This is a genomic window from Brevibacterium metallidurans (genome assembly GCF_037101285.1).
Lineage (GTDB): Bacteria > Actinomycetota > Actinomycetes > Actinomycetales > Brevibacteriaceae > Brevibacterium > Brevibacterium metallidurans.
Window position 1 is genome coordinate 1 of sequence record NZ_BAAAAF010000012.1, and the last position, 22,864, is coordinate 22,864.

General features: G+C 65.3%; 20 protein-coding genes. 14 read left to right on the forward strand and 6 right to left on the reverse strand.

Features of this window, described 5'->3' with window-relative positions:
- Positions 1-91 precede the first annotated feature (91 nt).
- Entirely contained in the window at positions 92-823 is a 732-nt protein-coding gene (locus tag AACX88_RS13475; protein WP_339393454.1) for a BCCT family transporter, read from the reverse strand.
- A 376-nt stretch (positions 824-1,199) separates the two neighbouring features.
- Here AACX88_RS13475 and AACX88_RS13480 point away from each other — a divergent pair, with 376 nt between their 5' ends.
- The 3 genes from AACX88_RS13480 to AACX88_RS13490 all read left to right on the forward strand — a co-directional run bounded on the left by AACX88_RS13480 (position 1,200) and on the right by AACX88_RS13490 (position 4,929).
- On the forward strand, positions 1,200-2,711 hold the full coding sequence (locus AACX88_RS13480; RefSeq protein ID WP_339393455.1) for a PucR family transcriptional regulator: 1,512 nt from the start codon (positions 1,200-1,202) through the stop codon (positions 2,709-2,711).
- A gap of 155 nt (positions 2,712-2,866) precedes the next feature.
- Positions 2,867-4,126, forward strand: a complete 1,260-nt coding sequence (locus AACX88_RS13485; RefSeq protein ID WP_339393456.1) for an aminopeptidase P family protein — start codon at positions 2,867-2,869, stop codon at positions 4,124-4,126.
- A 110-nt stretch (positions 4,127-4,236) separates the two neighbouring features.
- Positions 4,237-4,929, forward strand: a complete 693-nt coding sequence (locus AACX88_RS13490; protein ID WP_339393457.1) for an IclR family transcriptional regulator — start codon at positions 4,237-4,239, stop codon at positions 4,927-4,929.
- A 37-nt stretch (positions 4,930-4,966) separates the two neighbouring features.
- Here AACX88_RS13490 and AACX88_RS13495 read toward each other — a convergent pair whose 3' ends face one another.
- The gene (locus AACX88_RS13495; protein ID WP_339393458.1) at positions 4,967-5,629 is read right to left on the reverse strand and encodes a GntR family transcriptional regulator; all 663 of its coding nucleotides are present in this window, start codon (positions 5,627-5,629) and stop codon (positions 4,967-4,969) included.
- Positions 5,630-5,724: 95 nt separating this feature from the next.
- Between AACX88_RS13495 and glyA the strand changes: the two genes are divergently transcribed.
- The 8 genes from glyA to AACX88_RS13535 all read left to right on the forward strand — a co-directional run bounded on the left by glyA (position 5,725) and on the right by AACX88_RS13535 (position 15,370).
- Positions 5,725-7,092: a serine hydroxymethyltransferase gene (gene glyA, locus AACX88_RS13500; protein WP_339393459.1), complete on the forward strand. Its 1,368-nt coding sequence runs from the start codon at positions 5,725-5,727 to the stop codon at positions 7,090-7,092.
- Positions 7,092-8,309, forward strand: coding sequence for a sarcosine oxidase subunit beta family protein (locus AACX88_RS13505; protein WP_339393460.1), 1,218 nt, complete (start codon positions 7,092-7,094; stop codon positions 8,307-8,309). The genes glyA and AACX88_RS13505 overlap by 1 nt, the downstream gene beginning before the upstream one ends.
- Positions 8,310-8,331: 22 nt before the next feature.
- Positions 8,332-8,622, forward strand: a complete 291-nt coding sequence (locus tag AACX88_RS13510) for a sarcosine oxidase subunit delta (RefSeq protein ID WP_025777259.1) — start codon at positions 8,332-8,334, stop codon at positions 8,620-8,622.
- Positions 8,619-11,546, forward strand: coding sequence for a 2Fe-2S iron-sulfur cluster-binding protein (locus AACX88_RS13515; protein WP_339393461.1), 2,928 nt, complete (start codon positions 8,619-8,621; stop codon positions 11,544-11,546). The genes AACX88_RS13510 and AACX88_RS13515 overlap by 4 nt, the downstream gene beginning before the upstream one ends.
- Positions 11,539-12,264: a sarcosine oxidase subunit gamma gene (locus AACX88_RS13520; protein WP_082819217.1), complete on the forward strand. Its 726-nt coding sequence runs from the start codon at positions 11,539-11,541 to the stop codon at positions 12,262-12,264. The genes AACX88_RS13515 and AACX88_RS13520 overlap by 8 nt, the downstream gene beginning before the upstream one ends.
- Entirely contained in the window at positions 12,264-13,712 is a 1,449-nt protein-coding gene (locus AACX88_RS13525) for an L-serine ammonia-lyase (RefSeq protein ID WP_339393462.1), read from the forward strand. Before AACX88_RS13520 ends, AACX88_RS13525 begins: the two co-directional genes overlap by 1 nt.
- 45 nt (positions 13,713-13,757) lie before the next feature.
- Positions 13,758-14,612 carry a formyltetrahydrofolate deformylase gene (purU, locus tag AACX88_RS13530; protein ID WP_339393463.1) on the forward strand — a complete coding sequence of 285 codons (855 nt, stop codon included), beginning with the start codon at positions 13,758-13,760 and terminating at the stop codon, positions 14,610-14,612.
- Between the two features lie 77 nt (positions 14,613-14,689).
- On the forward strand, positions 14,690-15,370 hold the full coding sequence (locus tag AACX88_RS13535) for a GntR family transcriptional regulator (protein ID WP_172172952.1): 681 nt from the start codon (positions 14,690-14,692) through the stop codon (positions 15,368-15,370).
- A gap of 41 nt (positions 15,371-15,411) precedes the next feature.
- Here AACX88_RS13535 and AACX88_RS13540 read toward each other — a convergent pair whose 3' ends face one another.
- From AACX88_RS13540 to AACX88_RS13550, 3 genes are all read right to left on the reverse strand, one after another.
- On the reverse strand, positions 15,412-16,395 hold the full coding sequence (locus AACX88_RS13540; protein ID WP_339393465.1) for an Ldh family oxidoreductase: 984 nt from the start codon (positions 16,393-16,395) through the stop codon (positions 15,412-15,414).
- A gap of 50 nt (positions 16,396-16,445) precedes the next feature.
- On the reverse strand, positions 16,446-17,369 hold the full coding sequence (locus AACX88_RS13545) for an IclR family transcriptional regulator (RefSeq protein WP_339393466.1): 924 nt from the start codon (positions 17,367-17,369) through the stop codon (positions 16,446-16,448).
- Positions 17,370-17,451: 82 nt separating this feature from the next.
- Positions 17,452-18,690, reverse strand: a complete 1,239-nt coding sequence (locus AACX88_RS13550; RefSeq protein ID WP_339393467.1) for a PucR family transcriptional regulator — start codon at positions 18,688-18,690, stop codon at positions 17,452-17,454.
- A gap of 250 nt (positions 18,691-18,940) precedes the next feature.
- Between AACX88_RS13550 and AACX88_RS13555 the strand changes: the two genes are divergently transcribed.
- The 3 genes from AACX88_RS13555 to AACX88_RS13565 all read left to right on the forward strand — a co-directional run bounded on the left by AACX88_RS13555 (position 18,941) and on the right by AACX88_RS13565 (position 21,744).
- Positions 18,941-20,443 carry a long-chain-fatty-acid--CoA ligase gene (locus AACX88_RS13555; RefSeq protein ID WP_062860500.1) on the forward strand — a complete coding sequence of 501 codons (1,503 nt, stop codon included), beginning with the start codon at positions 18,941-18,943 and terminating at the stop codon, positions 20,441-20,443.
- Between the two features lie 155 nt (positions 20,444-20,598).
- Positions 20,599-21,405, forward strand: a complete 807-nt coding sequence (locus AACX88_RS13560) for an ABC transporter ATP-binding protein (protein WP_339393468.1) — start codon at positions 20,599-20,601, stop codon at positions 21,403-21,405.
- Between the two features lie 147 nt (positions 21,406-21,552).
- Entirely contained in the window at positions 21,553-21,744 is a 192-nt protein-coding gene (locus AACX88_RS13565; RefSeq protein WP_062860502.1) for a hypothetical protein, read from the forward strand.
- A 32-nt stretch (positions 21,745-21,776) separates the two neighbouring features.
- On the opposite strand, the gene AACX88_RS13570 is transcribed toward AACX88_RS13565, so the two are convergent.
- On the reverse strand, positions 21,777-22,793 hold the full coding sequence (locus AACX88_RS13570; protein ID WP_339393469.1) for a serine/threonine dehydratase: 1,017 nt from the start codon (positions 22,791-22,793) through the stop codon (positions 21,777-21,779).
- Between the last annotated feature and the right edge of the window lie 71 nt (positions 22,794-22,864).

Here is a 22,864-nt window from a genome sequence, read left to right on the forward strand (position 1 = left end):
AACGGCCGACTCGAACACCTCCGCGGCTCCGCCCTCGGCTTCCGCAACCTCACCCACTACATCGCCCGATCTCTACTCGAGGCCGGCGGATTCAGACCCCGACTACACCCTCAACTGCGATGAGCCAGATATCGACTACGGCTTCTCGAAAGGTCAGTGTCTTCCCGAGATTGTGATGCGAGTACGCAAGGCAAAGAGCGACTAGGCAATACATGGCCCATGCGGTGAGCCCCCAATGGAAATATGTCCACACAAGCCCACCTTGGGCTGTGAAGTCCCCCTTTGGGACGACTGGCACCCCTTCCCTCAAAAGGATCGGCTCCGCGACTGACCAGAAAATGAGTCCGATGCCCTGACCGCACGCGAACAGCATCGAGTACCAAGCGAATTTTCCGTGTTCTGGACGAGCAGTCGGACCTCCAAGGCGCACTGAACCGACTTTGCTGAACGCTGCCCAGCAGCAAAGGATCACCGCGACGAGCGAGTAGACGATGAACAGCCATGTGAAGTTGGAAGTCACAAAGGTGCGTATCGAGTCGATGACCGTTGCTGAACCGAGAGGGCTAACGGTAACGGCAATCACGACCGCAATGATAAGAATCGGCGGCAAAACCATAATGATGTTTCGATCTAGCGCGGCAATCCGGGACCCTCGGAAACGAGGCAAGGATACGAAACGGGGTCCGCCGTCAGTTGGTTTGCCGATTGTGTCGGATGAATGTGTCAACGGTTCGTTGCTTGAGGTTTCGTCACCGACCAGCTCGGCTTGGCGCCTATCAGAGTCGCTGTCGTTTTCAGGTTTGGGATCACGACCGATTGTCATATCTACTTCCCTTCTTTTGAGCCGCCTCGTTGCATCTCGTGCGGGAGTGGGTGTGTTGGGTGCCGGTGCTGTTTGCGTTGCCGAGTTGTTTGCGCAGCATGCCACTGTGAATTGGTCAGTTGCATACACGTTCTAGTCACCCTTGACATGGGCGAACGTGTGAATCGGACGACTCATGCTCGATTCGCCTGTCCGACTGATTCTCCTAATCCTAGGGCCCGCTTGAGTGACCGACAATGGTCGCTCTGTCAAGCGTTGGGGAGAATTGGGTGACGGAGCGTCAAATTGCACATCCGTGGTCGCGATACGCTGTAGGCGGCATCGAGCCGACCGGTGCTGAATGACACTTCCACAAGACTTCGAGAGCAGCCCTGACATGAACGTGCACGAGATACTTTCACACCCAATCGTCAAAGCAGCGGACCCGGTCGTCCTCGTCGGCGGTGACCGTTTGACGGCTCAAGCTGTCCGTTGGGTTCACTCGAGCGAAGTTCTCGACATTGGGCCCCTGCTCCGAGGCGGAGAGCTCCTCCTCTCGGGGGGCGAATCACTCGCAAAGGCATCTAGTGCAAAGCAAGAGCAGTATGTGCGGGAGTTGGCGGCTCGCAATGTGGCCGCGTTGGCAATCGAAACTGGCGCAGTGCTTCCTGAAATCCCATCAGAGGTCGTGCGCGCCGCTGTGGAATCAAAGATCATTCTCATTGAGCTGCGATCCGTGGTTCCGTTCGTTGTCATCGCTGAGTCGATCAACAGCACTTTCGTCACCGCATCGGTAGCGATGTTGGAAAAGGCGGATGAATTGTCCCACGCTGTGGCCGTTGAGCTGGCTGCAGGGGCCGGCCTTCGAGAGATTCTGTCCATGATCGCCGCTGAGTTGTCGGCGACCGTTTCCTTGTTGGTGCCGGGGGCCTTTTCGCAGGACCTGATAGATGTATCAGGCTCGTCTCGTGAGGATGCGGCTTTAATGAATACTGTGGAAGTGGAAATACCCATACGGGGTATCGTGGCGGCAGCCCTTCAGATCGGAATTGCCGATCCCGGTCAAGAGCTCTTCGTTCAAACTGTTGGCGAACGGGTAGCTGATGTGCTGGGGCTTGCGATGTTGCAGCAAAGGCCGCCCACGCTCGGGGATATTGCGGGAGTGCAGCTGATTCGTGCGGTGATTGCACGAGAGCGTGAGACGGCTCTTCAGGATCTGTGCGCCTCTGTGGGCGTAAACCCGGCACGGCCTCTGGCGATGCTCTTCGCACGGTCGGTCGAGCCTAATCGCTTACGAGGAAAGCTCGAGAGGTCTCTGATCTGCGGTGAGTCACAATTTGTACTTTATGCGGTTCCTGGGGAACTGTTCGGACTTGTCGTACTTCCTGCGAATGGCAAGCAACAGGCCAGGGCTGATCTGGTTGAGCGCCTGACGCAGGTTGTCGATGTTGGGGACGGCTCAGTGTGTGTGGGTCCGCTTGTCGATGGGGTCTCGTCTGCGAACCATTCTCTTGAGCAGGCGAAACTTGCTTTGGAGCTTGCGCCCGGATGCTCTGTTCGAGCGAACGTAGTTGATTCGGATGAACTTGTTGTCGATCGGTTGATAGCTGAAAATTCGAACGTTGAGTTGAGGCATCGGTTGACTGCCGAATTGCTTGGAGACCTGCTTCAGCACGATGCCACGCGCGGTACAGCTCTAGTCGAGACTTTGGAGATCTGGTTGCGTTCGGGGTGCAACACAGCTCAATCCGCACGCCTGCTGTTCCTCGAGCGACAGTCGATGCACAACCGTCTGCAGCGGATCTTCGCGCTCATCGGCGGCGATCCGCGAGGGACAGGGAGGCTCGCAGGGCTGGCGGTAGCTCTGCGTGCGCTGCGCCAGACCCCGAGTAACTACCACTCAGCCTGACTGGAATCAGACTGACTTCGGGCATTTTCTTTCCGCATGCTTGACGGCGACGGTGCCGAGCGCTTAGCTTAAATGCAACATGGTTGTAAGGAATGCAACATGTGAATCGCTCATAGTCGTGCACTCGTCGCCACGACTCGCTCGAAGGAGAGTAAATGACTGTTAATACATCATCCCCTGCCACCGATGTCGCCGAACTCGAGCGCCTCAAGGTCCTTCACAACGGGGCCAAGACGCCGTTGACCTTCTCCGACGCGGAGATGGAGCGGAGGCTGACCGGCCTGCGTGCGATCATGGCGGAGAAAGAGCTCGACGCTGTAGTCCTCACCTCGTATCACAACATCAAGTACTACTCGGACTTCCTCTTCACCTACTTCGGGCGGTCCTATGCGATGGTCGTCACCGCCGATGACACGGTGACCATCACTGCGAACATCGACGCCGGAATGCCGTGGCGGACCAGCTACGGCGAGAACATCGTCTACACTGACTGGCGCCGCGACAACTACTACTACGCAATCCAGGAGGGCCTGCGCCAGCGCGGCATCGGCAATCCTCGCCGACTCGGCGTCGAAGACGACAACTTGCCGTTGGACAACCGCAACCGAATCCAAGCGGCCTTCCCCGGTGCCGAGCTCGTCGACGTCGCACAGGCGGCCATGCGCCAGCGGATGATCAAATCGGCCGAAGAGATCGAGGTCATCAAGCACAGTGCTCGGATCGGCGACCTCGGCGGTGAGGCGATCAAGGCCGCGATCACTGAGGGCATCAGCGAGTACGAGGTCGCTCTCATCGGTACCGAAGCGATGGTCCATGAGATCGCGAAGACCTTCCCGGACCAAGAGGTGCGGGACACCTGGGTGTGGTTCCAGTCCGGAATCAACACCGACGGTGCCCACAACTGGGCGACGACGCGGAAGATCCGCAAGGGCGATATCCTCAGCCTCAACTGCTTCCCGATGCCTTCGGGCTACTACACAGCGCTGGAGCGGACGCTCTTCTACGGTGAACCCGATGAGCGATCACTCGAGCTGTGGAACGTCAACGTCGAGGTGCATAAGCGCGGCCTCGAACTCATCAAACCGGGGGCGGTGTGCAAGGACATCGCTGCCGAACTCAACGAGATCTATATCGAGCACGGGCTGCTGGCCAACCGGACGTTCGGATATGGGCATTCTTTCGGTGTGCTCAGCCACTACTACGGTCGGGAGGCCGGGCTCGAGCTGCGTGAGGACATCGACACGGTCATCGAACCGGGCATGGTCGTTTCCATGGAGCCGATGATCACCGTCCCCGAGGGGCAGCCCGGCGCCGGTGGATACCGTGAACACGACATTGTCGTCGTCGGTGAGAACGAGTCCGAAGACATCACGAAGTTCCCGTTTGGGCCCGAGCACAACATCATTCCGGCCTGAGCATACGGCCGGATGAACTTAGGTGTCGAACCTGAACTCGCCCGGTTCCGCATGACCGCTGGCTGATGCGGAACCGGGCGTCTCGTCGGTGCACAGAATATACTCGGATCATGTCTCGCCAAACCTCTGAGAATTCTCGTCGCGGCGCCTCGGTCATCGAGAACACGGTGGCGATCCTGCGCTGCTTCTCACCTGACCGACAGGAACTCGGGGTCACAGAGATCGCGCCGCGGGTAGGTCTGCACAAGAGCACGGTGTCCCGCATCCTCGCTTCTCTCGAGCAGGAAGGGATCGTCGAGCAGGGGGCGTCGAGGCGCTACCGCCTCGGCCTCGGCATCATAGCCATTGCCGGCCCCCTTCTCGCCGACCTCGATGTCCGGCGTGCGGCCTATCCGATCCTCCAGGCACTCACCCGTGCGACTGGAGAGACGAGCGCCCTGATGGTGTGGGACGGTTCCGAGGCGATCACCGTTGAGCAGATTCCAAGCCCTCAGCCGGTCAAACACACATCGAGTCTGGGTTCCCGCTATCGGACGAGGGAGAGTGCCTCGGTCAAGGTGTTCCTGTCCGCCGACGATGAGACGGTTGATATCGGCGAAGCCGGCTACGCGCTGAACGATGAGGAATCCTCACCGAGCGAGGTCGGCGTCGCGGCACCCGTGCGCGACCATCGTGATGAAATCGTCGCGGCAGTGCTCATTGCTGTGCCGAAGTTCCGTTCCGACGCTGAGCGTATCGCCAGCCTTGGTGATCAGTGTGTGCAGGCGGCTGACAGAGTGACCCAGCGATTAGGTGGCCACTGAACGTCGGTTGCTCTCCTTGCTGCTTTGGCTGCCGAACTCAACTGAGAGTGGAGCGTAGAGTCCTGTCGAAATCGCGGACGTGTTCAGCTGCCAGTTCGGCCACCGTCGCCTCATCGCCTTCGAGGATCGCCTCGAGCAGATCGATGTGCTCACGGATGTGGGTGACGAGGTGTGGAATGCCCGGGATGACGAGGCACCAGATGCGGGTGGCGAGATCATCGAGGCGGATGAGCGTCTCGGACAGGTGGGGATTGTCCACGGAGCTGTAGATGAGGCGGTGGACCTCGAGGTCGCGTTCCATGAGCGTGCGCTGGTCATCGGCCGAACCGAGGGCTCTGAGATCGCTGATCGCGGCCGTGAAGCCCTGGCGTCGATCCGGCGTGAGATTGCGGGCCGCCCGTCTGGCTGCAATCGGCTCGAGGGCCTCGCGCATCTCCGAGATCGTCGAGAGGTCGGTGAGATCGACATTGGTGGCGAAGGTCCCCCGCCGCGGGTAGGACACGACGAGGTGATCGCGTTCGAGCCGTTTGAGGGCCTCGCGGATGGGGGTTCGTCCGACCTCGAGTTCGGTGCTCAGGGCCGCTTCGTTGATTGGGTCGCCGGGCGTAATGTCCAGCATTATGAGCCGATGGCGGAGTACCTCATAAGCGTGATCCGCCAACGACCGTGTTCTCAGCGCCACCCCTGCTTTCGAACGCATGAAAGTACTCCGAATCAACCATTGCAATCTCTGATGTCTTCTGTTTAGACTACAGGAACGCAGCTGATATATTAGTTGACGATCAAAGGAGATCCATGACAGAACAACTCGTTTGCCCACCCGTCGACCAAGCGGCCGAGACTTTCCCCAGTCGTGAGCCTGTCGAACTGAGCACGGCCATCGCCGAACTCGATCCGCAGATCGCCGGATTCATCGACGCCGAACTGGCCCGGCAGCGCGAGGGCCTGGAGATGATCGCCTCGGAGAACCACACCGCCTCGGCCGTCATGGAAGCTCAAGGGTCGGTGCTCACGAACAAGTACGCCGAGGGCTACCCGGGCCGCCGCTACTACGGCGGCTGCGAACACGTCGACGAGATCGAACGCATCGCCATCGATCGGGTCAAGGCCCTCTTCGGCGCCGAGTACGCCAACGTCCAGCCGCACTCCGGCGCCCAGGCCAACGCCTCGGTCATGCACGCCCTCATCCGTCCCGGCGACACCGTCCTCGGCCTCAACCTCGCCCACGGCGGCCACCTCACCCACGGAATGAAGATCAACTTCTCCGGCCGCCTCTACTCGATCGTCCCCTACGGCCTCGACCCCGAGACCGGACGCGTCGACATGGCCGAGGTCGAACGCCTCGCCCACGAGAACCAGCCGAAGCTCATCGTCGCAGGCTGGTCGGCCTACACCCGTCAGCTCGACTTCGCCGAGTTCCGCCGCATCGCCGACGCGGTCGGTGCCTACCTCATGGTCGACATGGCCCACTTCGCCGGACTCGTCGCCGCCGGGCTTCACCCCTCACCGGTCCCGCACGCCCACGTCGTGTCGTCGACGACGCACAAGACCCTCGGCGGCCCCCGAGGCGGCATCATCCTCACCAATGACGCGGACATCGCGAAGAAGATCAATTCCGCAGTCTTCCCCGGACAACAGGGCGGACCCCTCGAACACGTCATCGCCGGCAAGGCCGTGGCCTTCGGCTTGGCCGCCACCGACACCTTCGTCGACAAGCAGAAGCGGACCCTGGCCGGCGCCGGCGAACTCGCCCGCCGCCTGACCGAAGACGACGTCGCCGAACGCGGAATCTCCGTCCTCACCGGCGGCACCGACGTCCACCTCGTCCTCGTCGATCTGCGCAACTCGACCCTCGACGGAGCCCAGGCCGAAGATCTGCTCGCTCAGATCGGCATCACCGTCAACCGCAACGCCGTCCCCGACGACCCGCGACCGCCGATGGTCACCTCCGGTCTGCGGATCGGCACCCCGGCGCTCGCCAGCCGCGGATTCGGCAGCGAAGCATTCGCCGAGGCGGCCGGAATCATCGCCGAGGTGCTCAAGGCCGGCACGGACGAGAGCGGCGCGAGCCCGGAGATCATCGCCGAACTGAGCGAACGCGTCACCCGACTGGCGAACGACCACCCCCTGTACCCCACCCTCACCGAGATCGGAGCACGCTGATGGCTGACCAGCTTCCCGAACACCCCGACTTCCTGTGGCGCAACCCGGAGCCGAAGAAGTCCTACGAGGCCGTCATCGTCGGCGGCGGCGGACACGGACTCGCCACCGCCTACTACCTGGCGAAGAACCACGGAATGACGAACATCGCCATTCTCGAGCGCGGCTGGCTGGCCGGGGGCAACATGGCCCGCAATACGACGATCATCCGTTCGAACTACCTCTGGGACGAATCCGCCGCGATCTACGAGAAGTCCCTCAAGCTCTGGGAGCAGCTTCCCGAAGAGCTCGACTACGACTTCCTCTTCTCCCAGCGCGGCGTGCTCAACCTCGCCCACACCCTCCAGGACGTCCGCGAATCCCAGCGCCGGGTGAATGCGAACACGCTCAACGGCGTCGACGCCGAATGGCTGGACCCCCAGCAGGTGAAGGAAGTCTGCCCGATCATCAACATCGGCGACGACCTCCGCTACCCCGTGATGGGCGGCACCTATCAGCCGCGCGCCGGCATCGCCAAGCACGATCACGTCGCCTGGGCCTTCGCCCGCAAGGCCGACGAAATGGGTGTCGACATCATCCAGAACTGCGAGGTCACCGGCATCGAACGCATCGGCGATCAGGTCGTGGGCGTGCAGACGAACCGCGGACCCATCGCCACCGAAAAGGTGGCCCTGGCCGTGGCCGGGGACTCCTCGGTGCTCGCCGACATGGCCGGGATCCGCCTGCCGATCCAGACCCACCCGCTGCAGGCGCTGGTCTCCGAACTCTTCGAACCCGTGCACCCGACCGTGGTCATGTCCAACCACGTCCACGTCTACGTCTCCCAGGCGCACAAGGGCGAACTCGTCATGGGCGCCGGCGTCGACTCCTACAACGGATACGGCCAACGAGGCGGCTTCCACGTCATCGAGGAACAGCTGGCCGCCGCGGTCGAGCTGTTCCCGATCTTCGCCCGCGCCCATGTGCTGCGCACATGGGGCGGAAACGTCGACGTCACCCTCGACGCCTCACCGATCGTGTCGAAGACCGAGTTCGACGGACTCTACGCCAACTGCGGCTGGGGCACCGGCGGCTTCAAGGGAACACCGGCGGCCGGCTTCACCTACGCCCACACCATCGCGAACGACGAACCCCACCCGCTCAACGCCCCATTCGCCCTCGACCGCTTCGAAACCGGCCACCTCATCGACGAACACGGCGCCGCAGCCGTGGCCCACTGAGCGGAAGGAAAGAGACACCGACATGCTGCTCATCCACTGCCCGAACTGCGGGCCACGCGACGAAACCGAATTCCACTACGGCGGACAGGCCCACGTTGCCTACCCCGAAGACCCGTACGCCCTGACCGACAGGGAATGGGCCGAGTACCTCTTCTACCGTGAGAACAGCCGCGGCGCCTTCGCCGAGATGTGGAGCCACAGCGCCGGCTGCCGGAAGTGGTTCAACGCCGTCCGAGACACGGCCACCTACGACTTCACCGCGATCTACCCGATCGGCTCGCCCCGTCCCGACACACAAGGAGAGGTTCGATGACGAACACCACCCGTCTGCACTCCGCTTCTCGTCTGCCCTCTGCCACCGGCATCGACACCACCCGCCCGATCGACTTCACCGTCGACGGAGCGACCTACTCGGGCTTCGCCGGTGACACGATCGCCAGCGCGCTGATCGCCTCCGGCCGCATCGACTGCGGCAATTCGACCTACCTCGGACGCGCCCGCGGCATCCTCGGCGCCGGCGTCGAGGAGTCCAATGCGCTCGTCCGCGTGCATTCCCGGTACTCCGGAGACGTCTCCGAATCGATGCTGCCCGCCACCCGTGTCGCCATCGCCGAAGGACTCGAGGCCGACTACCTCGCCGGACTCGGCATCCTCGACCCCGGCCAGGACGAACTGACCTACGAACACAAGCACGTGCACACCGACGTCCTCATCGTCGGCGCAGGCCCCGCCGGACTCGCCGCGGCCAGGGAAGCTGGCAAGTCCGGTGCGCGCACCCTGCTGCTCGACGACCAGTCCCTGCCCGGCGGCTCGCTGCTCGCGGCGGGACCGGCCACGGCCGAAACGATCGACGGCGTCGACGCCCTCGCCTGGGTCGAGTCCACCGTCGCCGGGTTCGCCGAGCACGAAGAGCTCACGTACGTGAAGAACACGACCGTCTTCGGCAGCTACGACTCGAACTACTTCGTCGCCCTCGAAGACCGCACCGATGCCGTCGCCGCTGCTGGTGGCCGCGGAGTGCGCCAGAAGGTCTGGCATATCCGCGCCGGTCAGGTCGTGCTCGCCACCGGCGCCCACGACCGTCCGATCGTCTTCGCGGACAACGACCGACCCGGCATCATGCTCGCCTCGGCCGTGCGCACCTATCTCGGCCGCTTTGGTGTGGCCGCCGGTGACCAGGTGGCGGTGGCGACGACGAACGACTCCGCCTATGACCTCGTCACCGACCTCCACGCGGCAGGCATCACCGTCCCCGCGGTCATCGACTCCCGCACCTCAGCCTCGGCGATCGCCGAATCCGTCACCGCAGCCACGGGCACCCGGCTCATCCTCGACTCCGCCGTCACCGGCACCGCCGGTGAGGGACCGGCCGGTCGGGTCAGTGCGATCACCGTCGCAGCGCTCGACGATGACGGTGTCGCGGCTGCTGAGGGTGAGGAGATCGCCGTCGATCTGCTCGCCGTATCCGGCGGCCACTCACCGGTCATCCATCTGCACGGTCAGCGCAAGGGCGCGATCCACTGGAACGTCGACATTGCGGCCTTCGTGCCGACGACGCCCGTGCGTGACCAGTTCACGGTCGGATCCGTGACCGGGGACTACTCGCTCGAAGCGGCTCTGCGGCAGGGCGCCGAGGCGGGGAACCAGGCGGCGAACCGCACCGGCTTCCCGGCCGCGCTCACCGTCCCTGCCGCCTCGGCGATGGCGTATGCCCCGGCGCGCCCATTGTGGCTGGTCACCTCGGCGCAGGACGATCACCAGAACCTGAGCACTCACTTCATCGACTTCCAGCGTGACCAGACCGTCGCCGACGTGCAGCGGGCGATGGGCGCAGGCATGCGCTCGGTCGAGCACATCAAGCGCTACACCTCGATCTCGACGGCGAACGATCAGGGCAAGACCTCAGCGGTCAACGCCATCGGCGCGATCGCCTCGGTGCTGGGGGAGGCCGACGACCTCGGCCAGGTCGGGCACACGACCTTCCGCGCCCCCTTCGCACCGGTGCCCTTCGCGGCACTGGCCGGACGACGCAAGGGCGAACTCTTCGACCCAGCCAGGGTCACCTCGATCCACTCCTGGCACGTCGCCCACGGCGCCGAGTTCGAAGACGTCGGGCAGTGGAAACGGCCCTGGTACTACCCGAAGCCGGGCGAGGACATGGAGGCGGCGGTGCTGCGCGAGGGCAAGGCCGTACGCGAATCCGTCGGATTCCAGGACGCCTCGACGCTCGGCAAGATCGAGATCCGCGGGAAGGACGCCGGAGAGTTCCTCGGCCAGATCTACACGAACGGCTTCAAGAAGCTCAAGGTCGGAAAGGGTCGGTACGGGCTGATGTGCAAGCCCGACGGCATGGTCTTCGACGACGGCGTGACCCTGCGCGTGGCCGAGGACCGCTACTACATGACGACGACCACCGGCGGGGCTGCGACCGTCCTCGAATGGCTCGAGGAATGGCATCAGACCGAATGGCCCGACCTCGACGTCGTCTTCACCTCGGTGACCGAACAGTGGTCGACCGTCGCCGTGGCCGGACCCCGGTCCCGCGACGTCATCGCCAAGCTCGCCCCGAACCTCGACGTGTCGAACGACGCCTTCGAGTTCATGGGCTTCCGCGAGACCACCCTGGCGAACGGCATTCCCGCCCGCATCTGCCGGATCTCGTTCTCCGGCGAGCTCGCCTTCGAGATCAACGTCGACACGTTCTATGGGCTGGCCGTCTGGGAAGCCGTCGCCGAGGCGGGCGCCGAGTTCGACATCACCCCATACGGCACCGAGGTCATGCACGTGCTGCGTGCCGAGAAGGGCTTCATCATCGTCGGACAGGATACCGACGGCACCGTCACCCCGCAGGACGCGGGCATGGAATGGATCGTGTCGAAGGTCAAGGACTTCATCGGCAAACGCTCCTACTCGCGGGCCGACACGGCCCGCGAGGACCGCAAGCACCTCGTCGGGGTGCTGCCCGTCGACGGCACGACCCGCCTCGCCGAGGGCGCCCAGCTCATCGCTGCGGGCACTCCCGTCACACAGGAGAACGGACCGGTGCCGATGATCGGCCACGTCACCTCGTCATATATCTCGCCGAGCCTCGACCGGCCGTTCGGACTCGCGCTCGTCGAGAACGGCCGCAACCGCGAAGGTGAGATCGTCAAGTCCCCCTTCGGCGACACCCTCGTCGATGTCGAGATCACCTCTCCCGTCTTCTACGATCCGGAAGGAAACCGCCGCGATGGCTGACACCACCTATTCCACCCCTTCGACGGCACAGTCCCCGTCCGCCGCGACTGCCACGGCAGAAACCGGCACCGCGGGCACCGGGTCGAGCGGACTCGATGATCTGCGGGTCTCTCCGGCCGCGCACCTGGCCGGGCTGATGTCCGAGGCGAGCGCGGCGGGCGGCCGCAGCGTGGGCTTGCGCGAACTGCCCTTCACCGTGCAGATCGGCCTGCGGGCACAGCCGGATTCCGCATCATGGAAGTCGCTCGAGGACACGTTCGGCCTGCGCCTGCCCCGCGGCGTCGGTGAAGTCACCGGTGACCCGGAGGCCCAGCACGTGCTGTGGCTGAGCCCCGACGAGTTCCTCGCCGTCGACGTCTCCCGCTGCCAGGAGCCCGGTGAGACGATCGTCGCCGAGGCGGGACTCGAGGGACTGCCCGGACAGGCCGTCGATCTCTCTGCCAACCGGACGATCCTCGAACTCACCGGTGAGAAGGCCCGTGAAGTGCTCGAGAAGAGCTGCCGCGCCGATCTCCACCCCCGCGCCTTCGGAGTCGGCACGGCGATCGTCACCGCGCTGGGACCCGTCCCGGTCATCCTCCATCACAGCGGTGAGGACACGTACCGCGTCTACCCGCGGGCGAGCTTCGCGGACTTCGCGGTCCGCTGGCTGCTCGACGGTATGGCGGAGTTCCTCGCCGGCGGACAGATTCCCGGGCCCGAAGAGGGAGCCGGCTGATGAGCCTCGGGGTCCTCGATCTGTTCTCGATCGGCATCGGGCCCTCGTCCTCGCACACGGTGGGCCCGATGCGTGCGGCGGTGCGCTTCGTCGACGAACTCGCCGAGGCGGGCCAGCTCGACCGTGTCGATGCGGTCCGCGTCGGACTCTTCGGTTCCCTCGGTGCGACGGGCATCGGGCACGGCTCGGACTCCGCCGTGCTCGCAGGGCTGAGCGGTAAGCAACCCGAAACGCTCGATCCGGATTCGGTGGGCCCGCTGGTCGCCGAGATCCGCGAGAAGGGGTCGCTCCGCCTCGGCGGGCGAAAGGACGTGCCCTTCGACATGGCGTCAGATCTCACCCTGCACCTGCGGGAATCCCTGCCCGGCCATCCCAATGGGATGCGCATCAGCGCCGAGGCGGACGGTGAGCTCATCGAGCGCGACTACTACTCCGTGGGCGGGGGATTCGTCGTCACCGACGACGAACTCGCCGCGGAGAAGGACGCTGCCGAAGCCATCGACGCAGCAGCCGGCGGGTCCGGTGAACAGCGCCGGGACGGGGACGTCATCGACTTCGCCACGGCCGACGAGCTGCTCGAGCAGTGTCGGACACACGGGCTGAGCATCGCCGAGCTCATGGCGGTCAACGAACGAGCCCGCCAGTCCGATGAGACCCTGCGGGCGCGGCTGCTCGAGATCTGGTCGGTGATGCGCGAATGCGTGCACAACGGCTGCACCCGCAGCGAAACGACCCTGCCCGGGGGACTCAAGGTGCGCCGTCGGGCCCCCGAGCTGAAGGCGAAGCTCGAAGCCGCGGACTACCGGGCCTCGGGGTCGCTCGACGCTCTCGAATGGGTCAACCTCTACGCGTTGGCCGTCAACGAGGAGAACGCCTCGGGCGGGCGGATCGTCACCGCCCCGACGAACGGCGCGGCAGGCATCATCCCCGCGGTCCTCCATTACCTGGACCGGTTCGTCACCGGCGGCGGGGGCGCCGACTCCGAAGCCGCGGAAGCGAGCCCGGGCGATGACGCCGTCGTGACGTTCCTGCTCACGGCCGGGGCGATCGGGATCCTCTTCAAACGCAATGCGTCGATCTCCGGCGCCGAGGTGGGCTGCCAGGGCGAGGTCGGGTCGGCCTGTGCGATGGCTGCCGCGGGCCTGTGCGCCGTGCTCGGCGGGACGCCGGAGCAGGTGGAGAACGCCGCCGAGATCGGTCTCGAGCACAACCTCGGACTCACGTGCGATCCGGTCGGCGGACTCGTGCAGGTCCCCTGCATCGAACGCAATGCCATCGCCTCGGTGAAGGCGATCAACGCCGCGAGGCTCGCCATGCACGGCGACGGCTCGCATCGAGTGAGCCTCGACCAGGCGATCGAAACCATGCGGCAGACTGGAGTCGATATGAAATCCAAGTACAAGGAGACATCGCGCGGTGGCCTCGCCGTCAACGTCGTCGAATGCTGAGCGGCCGCGATCCAGCCGAACCCCGACTGCAGAAGGAAAAGAGACATGCAGGACTTCATCTTCACTCTCGAATGCGCCGAGCGCCCCGGTATCACCCATGCGGTGACCGGTGCGCTGCTCACCCACGGCGGGGACATCAAGGAACTCAAACAGTTCGATGACCAGTCGACGCAGCAGCTGTTCCTGCGCATCGACTTCCGCGTCTCCGAGGAGCCGGGCAACGGGATCGAGGCGCTGCGGACCGACTTCGCGGCGATCGGCGAGGAGTTCGGGGCGACCTGGCAGCTGTGGCCGCACGGCGAGAAGCGACGGGTGCTCATCATGGTCTCGAAGTTCGAGCACTGCCTCAACGATCTGCTCTTCCGCGCCCGCGTCGGCGAGCTGCCGATCGAGATCGCCGCCGTCGTGTCGAACCACCCCGACCACCGTGAACTCGTCGAATGGCATCACATCCCGTTCTTCCGGATCCCAGTGACGAAGGAGACGAAGCCCGAGGCCGAGGCGAAGCTGCTCGAACTCGTCGACCGCTTCGAAGTCGACCTCGTGGTGCTCGCCCGCTATATGCAGATCCTCTCCGATGATCTCGCCCGCGAGCTCACCGGACGCGCGATCAACATCCACCACTCGTTCCTGCCTTCGTTCAAGGGCGCCAAGCCCTACCACCAGGCGTGGGAGCGCGGAGTCAAGACCGTCGGAGCGACCGCGCACTTCGTCAACAGCGAGCTCGATGAGGGGCCGATCATCGCCCAGCAGCTCGTCGAGGTCGACCATGCCTTCGCCCCCGAGGACCTCGTGGCTGCCGGCCGCGATGCCGAGTGCAAGGCGCTGTCCAATGCCGTGAAGTGGCACTGCGACGGCCGTGTGTTCCTCTCGGGCAAGAGGACGATCGTCCTGCGCTGAGCGATCAAACTGCAGCTGTGGTAGAAGGAGCCGATGAACTCACTGCAAGCCGCCTCGGCGTGGATAGACTGTCGACTATGAGCGAGACCCAGACCGAGATCGGCCCGCGCGTCGGCGACCAGGTGTTCGAGGCGCTGCAGGCGAGCATTCTGTCAGGCGAATACCGCAGCGGGGACCGTCTGCGGATCCGCCAGCTCGCGGCGTCCCTGGGCACGAGCGTCATGCCCGTGCGGGAGTCGCTGGCCCGGCTCGAGGCGGTCGGGCTCGTCGAGACCAGCCCGCACCGTGGAGCGGTGGTCAAGACCTTCACCGCCGAGGAGCTGCTGCAGATCTACTCCGTGCGTCGCATCCTCGAGGTCGAGGCGACGGTCCAGGGTGCTCAGAAGCTCGATGAGGTGGGCCGGGCACGATTGGATGAGGAATTCGCGGCGATGGAGGCGGCTCTCGACTCCGGCGATGCCTCGAAGTACCTCGACCACGACGAAGAGCTGCTTGCGACGATCTATTCTGCCTCGGGCAATCCCGTCCTCGCCGAGACGATCCGGGCTCTGTGGCTGCGATGCCGGGCCTACAAGCTCGTCGGAGCGAGGCTCGAGATCGCCGCTGCGGACACGGTGCCGCTGCTCAAACATCAGCGCCGACTCATGGACGCCGTCGACGCGGGAGACCCCGCAGCAGCCGCCGAGGTGACCGAGGAGTCCTTCGACGACGCCGTCCGTCGTATTCGTGCGGGACTGGGAGATCAAGCCGCCGTCTAGTTCGGAATCCGCTCAGCCGAGTTCTGGGAAGGTGTGCCGCCTCAGCCGCGGCTGAGGAGAGCTGAATGGAGCTCGCGGGGCAGTTCGACGACGTCGAGGCTGCGTTTGCGACCGAAATCGACGCCGAACTGCGAGTGCAGACGATCGAGGTGCTCGGCGACCCGCTTCGAGTAGTCGGGGTCGAAGGCGTCTTCCGCGATCGCGATGACGAACAGTCCCGTGCCCGGGTTCTCCTGTCCCGAGTCGAAGGCGGGTGCGTCGACGGAGAAGCGGCCCCCGCCATGGACGGCGAGGAGTTCGATCATGAGTGCGACATTGCTGCCCTTGACCCCGCCGAATGGCAGCAGGGAACCGGCGAGGGCGGCCTCGGCATCGACCGTGGCCGCCCCGTTCGGGTCCTGTGCCCACCCTTCGGGGATCGCCTCTGACCGATCGGCGGCGTCGCGGACGTTGACCCAGGCGGTCGCACTGGTCGCCTGGTCGAACATGCGCGGGCCGTCGGCATGGGGAACGGCGAAAGAGAAGGGGTTCGTTCCGGTCGCCGAGCCCGGTGAGCTGAACAACGACATCAGCGCCGGTGAGTTGGCCCCTGCCAGCGCCACCAGGCCTCGCTCGGCAAGCCGTGTCGTGTAATAGCCGAGTTCGCCGGCAGTGAAGGCATTGGAGATGTTGAGGACCGAGATGCCGAGTTTCGCGGCAGACGCGGCGAAGTCATCGACAACTGCGTCGAACGCGAGCTGCGAAGTGCCGCGGTCGGCGTCGACATGGTGTGCTGCGGGCAGACGATTCGTCACTCGCGGCTGTGCCTGCCCGTTGATGCGGCCGGCTTCGAGCCCATCGAGGTAGTCGAAGAGGTGCGCCGTGCCGACGGCGGTCTTGCCGCGGTGCTCTGCGGCCACGGTCGCCTCGGCCAGGGACTGCGCCAGTGCGGTCGACCCGCCGGCCGCGGTGATCGCAGCGATGCACAGGTCGCGCAGTTCGGTGATCGGCAGGGACACGGTCGTGGAATCAGGAGGCTCCGGCATGCCCTTCACGCTACCGGAGTCCGCCTCCTGCGCCGGCGCTGAGGGGCGGCTCAGAGGTCGCCGGAGTTCGGGTCGTGGACGGGATAGGAGCTCAGCGCCTCGGCGATGGCCTTCGCTTCCCGGCGCAGCAGAGCGACGAGGCGTTCGACCCGTGAACCCGTGACGCGATCGGCGATCGAAGCGATCGACAGAGCCGCCTGCGGGCGGGAGCCGCGGATGCGCAGCGGCACCGCCACCGCCCACGACCCCTTGGCGAAGAGCCCCGGATTGTGGACGAAGCCGTCGATGCGGGCCTGATCGATGATGTCGCGCAGATGCGGGACGGAGACCTTCGGATACCTTTCGGCAAGGATCTCGGCGTTGGCCTCGAACTGGGCGTCCACCTCGGCGGGGGAGAGCTCGGAGAGGATCGCCAGCGATCCGGCCCCGATGCCCAAGGGGTGTCGGTCGCCCACGGACAGGGCGTTGTTGAAGATTTCACCGAAACCCTCCTCGCGGCGGGCGCAGATCGAATAGCTGCCGGTGCGCAGAGTGAGGAACACGGTGTCCTGACTGAGTTCGGCCAAGCGCATCAGGCTCGACTCCGACTCCGTGACCAGCGGATCCACCGATTTCTGAGCCAGTTGACCGAGGATCTGCGACTGCACGCCGAGGCGGTACCCGCCCTCCTCGAGGCGTTCGACGTATCCCATGGCGATGAGCGCCTGGAGCATGCGGTGGACGCTGGCTTTCGGGCGGCCGCTGATCGAGGCGAGCTCGGACAGGCTCGCGCCTTCGCGCCGCTCCCCGGCGATGAGGCCGACGAGGTTGAGCAGCGTCAGCGCGCGTTGGATGCTCTGAGCGCCGGTGCCCGGTTCGAGGCTGTCGACGGCGTGGGCGACATTGAAGGACGCGGACCGGCGCAGAAGCCGACCGCGCATCTTGATGCGATACTCCTCGCGGAGGTCCTCATTCGAATCGGCGGCGTTGTGCATGACTCCATTATGGCCCGTGCCTTTCCCCGCGCCGAGGATGCCCGTCCGATCCAGGGATGGGCCGCCTCGGCGCGGGGATCGTTCACCCCGATGTCGGGACGTTTCCGCGGGCGGTGAGCATGCGGATGGCGATGATCGTCTCCTGCAGATCCGTGAAGCTGCGGACGTTGCGGCCGGTGCGGTCGGCTGCGGTGTCGAGCCGGTAGTAGGCGGTGTTGACGTGGACGTGGAGGTGTTCGGCGGCGAGTTTGGCATTGAGATCGCAGGCTGCATATTCGAGCAGCGTCTCGATGAGCACCCCACCGGCCGCGAGATCGTCCTCGACGAAACGGCGCAGCTCGGGCCGGATGAGGCGGTGGGCCACCTCGTCGTCGAGGGTGACGAGGTAGTCGAGCGGAGTGAGCGCGTGCAGCGATCTGACCCCCGGCACACCGCCGAGGCTGTCCTCAGCGAGCACGGCTTCGCGGAACGCCTCGGGCACGTTCTCCAGTCCTTCGTGGACGGTGGAGGTGCCCAGACACAGGTCGGTGCCGGTGCGCGACAGCTCCCGGTGGACCCGTTCGAGATCGGCCAGAGTACTTGCCCCGTCGGAGGTCACCGGGGTGATGCCGACGATCTGATCCTGCAGGACCACGGCGATGCCGCGACGGCCGACGTCGAAGACCGAGCACAGGGCCGTGAGGACCTCGCGCATGCCCCGATCATCACGCAGCGGTGTCTGCGCGGTGGCCGTGGCGACGAGCACACGCGAATCCGGGCGGAGGTCGGACACCTCGGCGAGGTCTGCGCTGGGCCCCGGTGCCAAACGGCGACCGGAGAGCAGATCGTCGACGAGATCACGGCGGACCCGGTCGCCCTCGGCCATCTCCAGCTGTTGAGTCTCGAGGTAGGCGACCGCGCCGACGGAGCTGCCGACCTCGATGACGCTCATGACGTGGATGGCGATGTGCAGAGCCTCGTCGCGGGTCTCCTGCTCGGAATCCGAGGCATCGACGATCGCCTCCCACAGAGTCTCCTGACCGATCCGGAAACCGGTGAGGAAGTCCGGCAGGGTCACTCCCTGCCGCAGACGTCGCCGGGCTTGGGAAGCGGTGATCGGGAAGTCCTCGGCGGTCGCGCGACGTCCCTCCTCCAAGGGGGTGAGCGCGGCTTCGAAGACGGTGAACGTGTGTGCGGTGAGATCCTCGGCGAGGTTCTTGTCCGGGCTGGCCGGATAAGCGGGCACTTCCCGCCAGGTGCGACTGACCGAGCGTTGAACCGTGGCCGGCAGCGTTGCTCGGACACGGTCGATGATGCGCAGGACGAGTGGATTGGCTGCCATGGCAGAAGCATACGGGCATCCTTGTTGTCCGACCACAACCGATGGTGTGTGATTCTGTTGCGCATCCCGTTGTCCGAAACCCTCGCCAGCGGCAGAGTGGGCATCATAGAGCCGGACGACGGGAGTCGAACGGGAGTCGGCCCCCGTCCGGTCAGTCGACTCTTCTCCTGTGCTGAGGCCACAACCTGTCGTGGTCCCAGCGCCAGCACCGAGCCGATCAATGACGAACGAATCAAGCCTGGAGGAAGCTATGACCAACCTCGCCGACAATCTCACCGCCACCGCGAGCCGGCACGCAGATCGACCTGCCGTCCGCCTCGGCGATTCCGTGCTGACGTATGCGCAGCTTCAGGACCGGGCGCAGCGGGTGGCGACGATGCTCACCGAGAGGGGAATCGGGCCCGGCGACCGCGTCGGACTCGTCCTGCCCAACGTCCTCGAATTCCCCGTCCTCTTCTACGGTGCACTGTCCGTGGGCGCGATCGTCGTGCCGATGAACCCGCTGCTCAAGGACCGCGAGGTGCAGTACTACCTCGAGGACTCCGGAGCCGCGCTCGTCTTCGCCTGGAAGGACATGGCAGACGAGGCAGGAAAGGCAGCGGCCGCGGTCGGCATCGAATGCGTCCGCGTCGATCCGGCCGACTTTGCTGATCAGCTGTCCGCCTTCGAACCTACACCTGAGGTGGTGTCCCGAGCCGAGGACGACACCGTCGTGCTCCTCTACACCTCGGGCACCACCGGGCAGCCCAAGGGTGCGGAACTCACGCACTTCAACATGATGACGAACGCAGCCGTCACCGCCGAGACCCTCATCCACCTGACCGAGGACGATATGGTCATGGGCTGCCTGCCGCTGTTCCACTGCTTCGGCCTGACCTGCGGACTCAACGCCTCCGTGCTCAGCGGATCCTGCCTCGCCCTCATCCCGCGCTACGACCCGATCGAGGCCCTCGAGACGATCCAGGGCTCGAAAGTCAGCATCTTCATCGGTGTGCCGACGATGTACGCGCGCATGCTCCACGCCGAAGGTCGCGAAAGCTTCGACGTGTCGAGCCTGCGCTCGTGCATCTCCGGCGGATCGGCGATGCCCGTCGAGGTGATGAAGAACTTCGAATCCGCCTTCGACTGCATCATCCTCGAAGGCTACGGACTGTCCGAGACCTCACCCGTGGCATGTTTCAACCAGCCGGGAATGGAACGCAAGACCGGCACCATCGGCGTCCCCGTGCGCGGAGTCGAGATGAAGCTCGTCGACGATGACGACAATGACGTTCCCGTCGGCGAGATCGGCGAGATCGCGATCAAGGGCGAACCCGTGATGAAAGGGTACTGGGGTCGACCGGAGGCGACACAGGAGGCCATCCGCGACGGCTGGTTCCACTCCGGAGACCTCGCCGAACAGGACGCCGACGGGTACTTCACGATCGTCGACCGGAAGAAGGACCTCATCATCCGCGGCGGCTACAACGTCTACCCGCGCGAGGTCGAGGAAGCGCTCTACGAGCACGAGGCCGTCGCCGAGGCGGCCGTGATCGGCATTGCGAACGACGACCTCGGCGAGGAGATCGGTGCCGCCGTCGCTCTCAAGGCCGGCAGCAGCGTCGACGCCGAAGCGCTGCGCGAGTTCGCGAAGGGCCGCGTCGCCGCATACAAGTACCCCCGCAATGTGTGGATCGTCGACGAGCTGCCCAAGGGCCCGACCGGCAAGATCCTCCGCCGCGAGATCTCAGCGCCGGAGGACGCGCTGAGCTGAAAGTCGGCGGGGGCCGAAAGGAGCCGTCCCGAACTCGGATCCACCATGCGGAACGGCGGTCGTTCGACCTGGCGGCCGCCTCGGCGAGGGGAGACCTAGAATCGGATCGGCCCTTCCGGACGGTGGGGTCGCCGATCTGAAGGGGTGAGTGAGACGTGGCCGAGGCCGTCCTCGATATCGCTGGTGTGACATTCCGGCGGGGGCAGACGCAGATCCTCCACGGCATCGATCTGCGCATCGCCGCCGGCGAGCACTGGGTGCTCATCGGGCCGAACGGGGCGGGGAAGTCGACTCTGCTCAGCTTCGCCTCGGCGCAGGTGTTCCCGACCTCGGGCACCGTCGACATCCTCGGATCACGCATGGGCAGGGTCGAGCTCGCGGCGCTGCGCCGCCTCATCGGGCACGTGAATCCGCGCCATCCGCTGCGGTCGAACCTCACCGTGCGCGAGGTCGTCCTCACCGGTCTGACCGGCACCGTCGAACGTCCGATGCGGTGGGATCCCACCCCTGCGGAGGTCGCGAAGGCCGATTCCCTCATCGCCGAGGTGGGGCTGGAGTCCCGCGCCGACGCCGGCTGGAAAGTGCTGTCCCAGGGAGAACGGGGCAAAGCGCTCGTCGCGCGCTCCCTCATCGCCGACCCGCAGCTGCTGCTCTTCGACGAGCCGACCACCGGCCTCGACGTGGCTGCCCGGGAGCAGCTGCTGGAGACGATCGACTACCTCTCCGTGCACTCGCCGGAGCTGGCAACACTGCTGGTGACCCACCATCTCGAAGAGATTCCCGAGAACACCACTCATGCCGCGCTCATCTCCGACGGTCGGCTGACCGCCGCCGGTCCCATCGTCGAGGTGCTCACCTCCGAGCAGGTCTCAGCGGCCTTCGACCACCCGATCGAGGTGGGCTTCGCCGACCGCCGCTGGTCCGCCCGCGCGGTCCGGGTCCACGCTGCTGACGCTGGGTGACGAAGAGGCCGCCGGGTCCGTCATCACGTTTTGTGCAGATACACGGGTTTTGCCCCGATGATCAGTTCAGCGAGTGATGAGGCAGGGAACAGAACCTGATGACGCCGCGTCATTGCACAGCTGTGTGCTCAGGCCTAGGCTTGAGGCATGAAGATGAGTACTGTGTGGAGCATCATCGGCGCGATCATCGCTGTCATCATCGCGTGGTGGGTGGTCAACGTCGCGTTCTCCATCGCGTGGTTCCTCGTCAAGGCCATCATCACGGTCGTCGTCGCACTCGCGATCTTCGGCCTCATCAAGGCATCCCTGAAGTCGAAGGACCGCGACCGAACGCGCTGATTTCCGGCGCTCGACCGCGCTGACCGCGCGTCTCAGAGATCGCCGAGGCTCGTGTTCGCCCCGCACAGGACGACGCCGACCTTCTCTCCCTCGGCCGGCACATAGCCGCCCGAACCGTGGACTCCCGCCAGTGCCGTGGCCGCCGCATGTTCGACCGCCAACCGGTGCTGATCCCACAGGTGCTGCCGGGCACCGATGATCGCCTCATCGCTGACCAACACCGAGGTGACCAGATCCGACCGTGCCGCAGCCAGTGCCAGCGGTGTGGCCCTTCGGGCACCGAGCGAATCCGATGCCACCGAATCGACCGTGACGTCGACCGGCTCTCCCGCCTCGATCGCAGCACTGAGAGCGCGACAGTTCTCCGGCTCGACCGCCACCGTGCGCACTCCGTGATAGGTCGCGGCCGTCGCGACCCCGGCGAACAGTCCGCCTCCGCCGACGGAGACGACGACCGTATCGAGGTCGGGCACCTGCGCCAGGATCTCGGTCATCAGAGTGCCCGCGCCGGCGGCGATGAGCGGATGGTCGTAGGCATGCGAGGCCAACGCCCCCGATGAGGCGACGAAGGCGTGGCAGGCCGCGGCCGCCTCGGCGAATTCGGATCCGACTAACTCCACCCGCGCACCATAGGAACGCAGCCGTTCGACTTTCACACTCGGGGCCGTGGTCGGCAGGAACACTGTCGCGGGGACCTGCGCTGCACGGGCAGCCCACGCGCAGGCGAGACCGGCGTTTCCGCCCGATGCAATGGTCACTCCCGCTTCGGGGAAGGTGCCTTCGGCGAGATGAGACTGGATGAAGTTCTGCGCGCCGCGGGCCTTGAACGTGCCCGTGTACTGCATGAACTCGAGGGCGAAGAGCAGACCGGATGCGTTCGGGTCCTCGGCGGGGCCGGAGCTCCACGTGGCTGCGGTGGGGGAGGCCGCCTCGGCGAGGGTGCCCGGCTGTGCCGGGGCCACGGTGACCGGCCGCACCCGTCCGGCGATCCGGGCGGCCGCGGCTTCGATGTCGGGATACGTCAGCTCAGTAGGGGTCGGTGCAGTCATGTCGCCAGCCTATGCGAGAGCTGCTGAGTGGGTGCGCCGCCTCGGTGGATTGTTGGGTCGATCCACGGCGT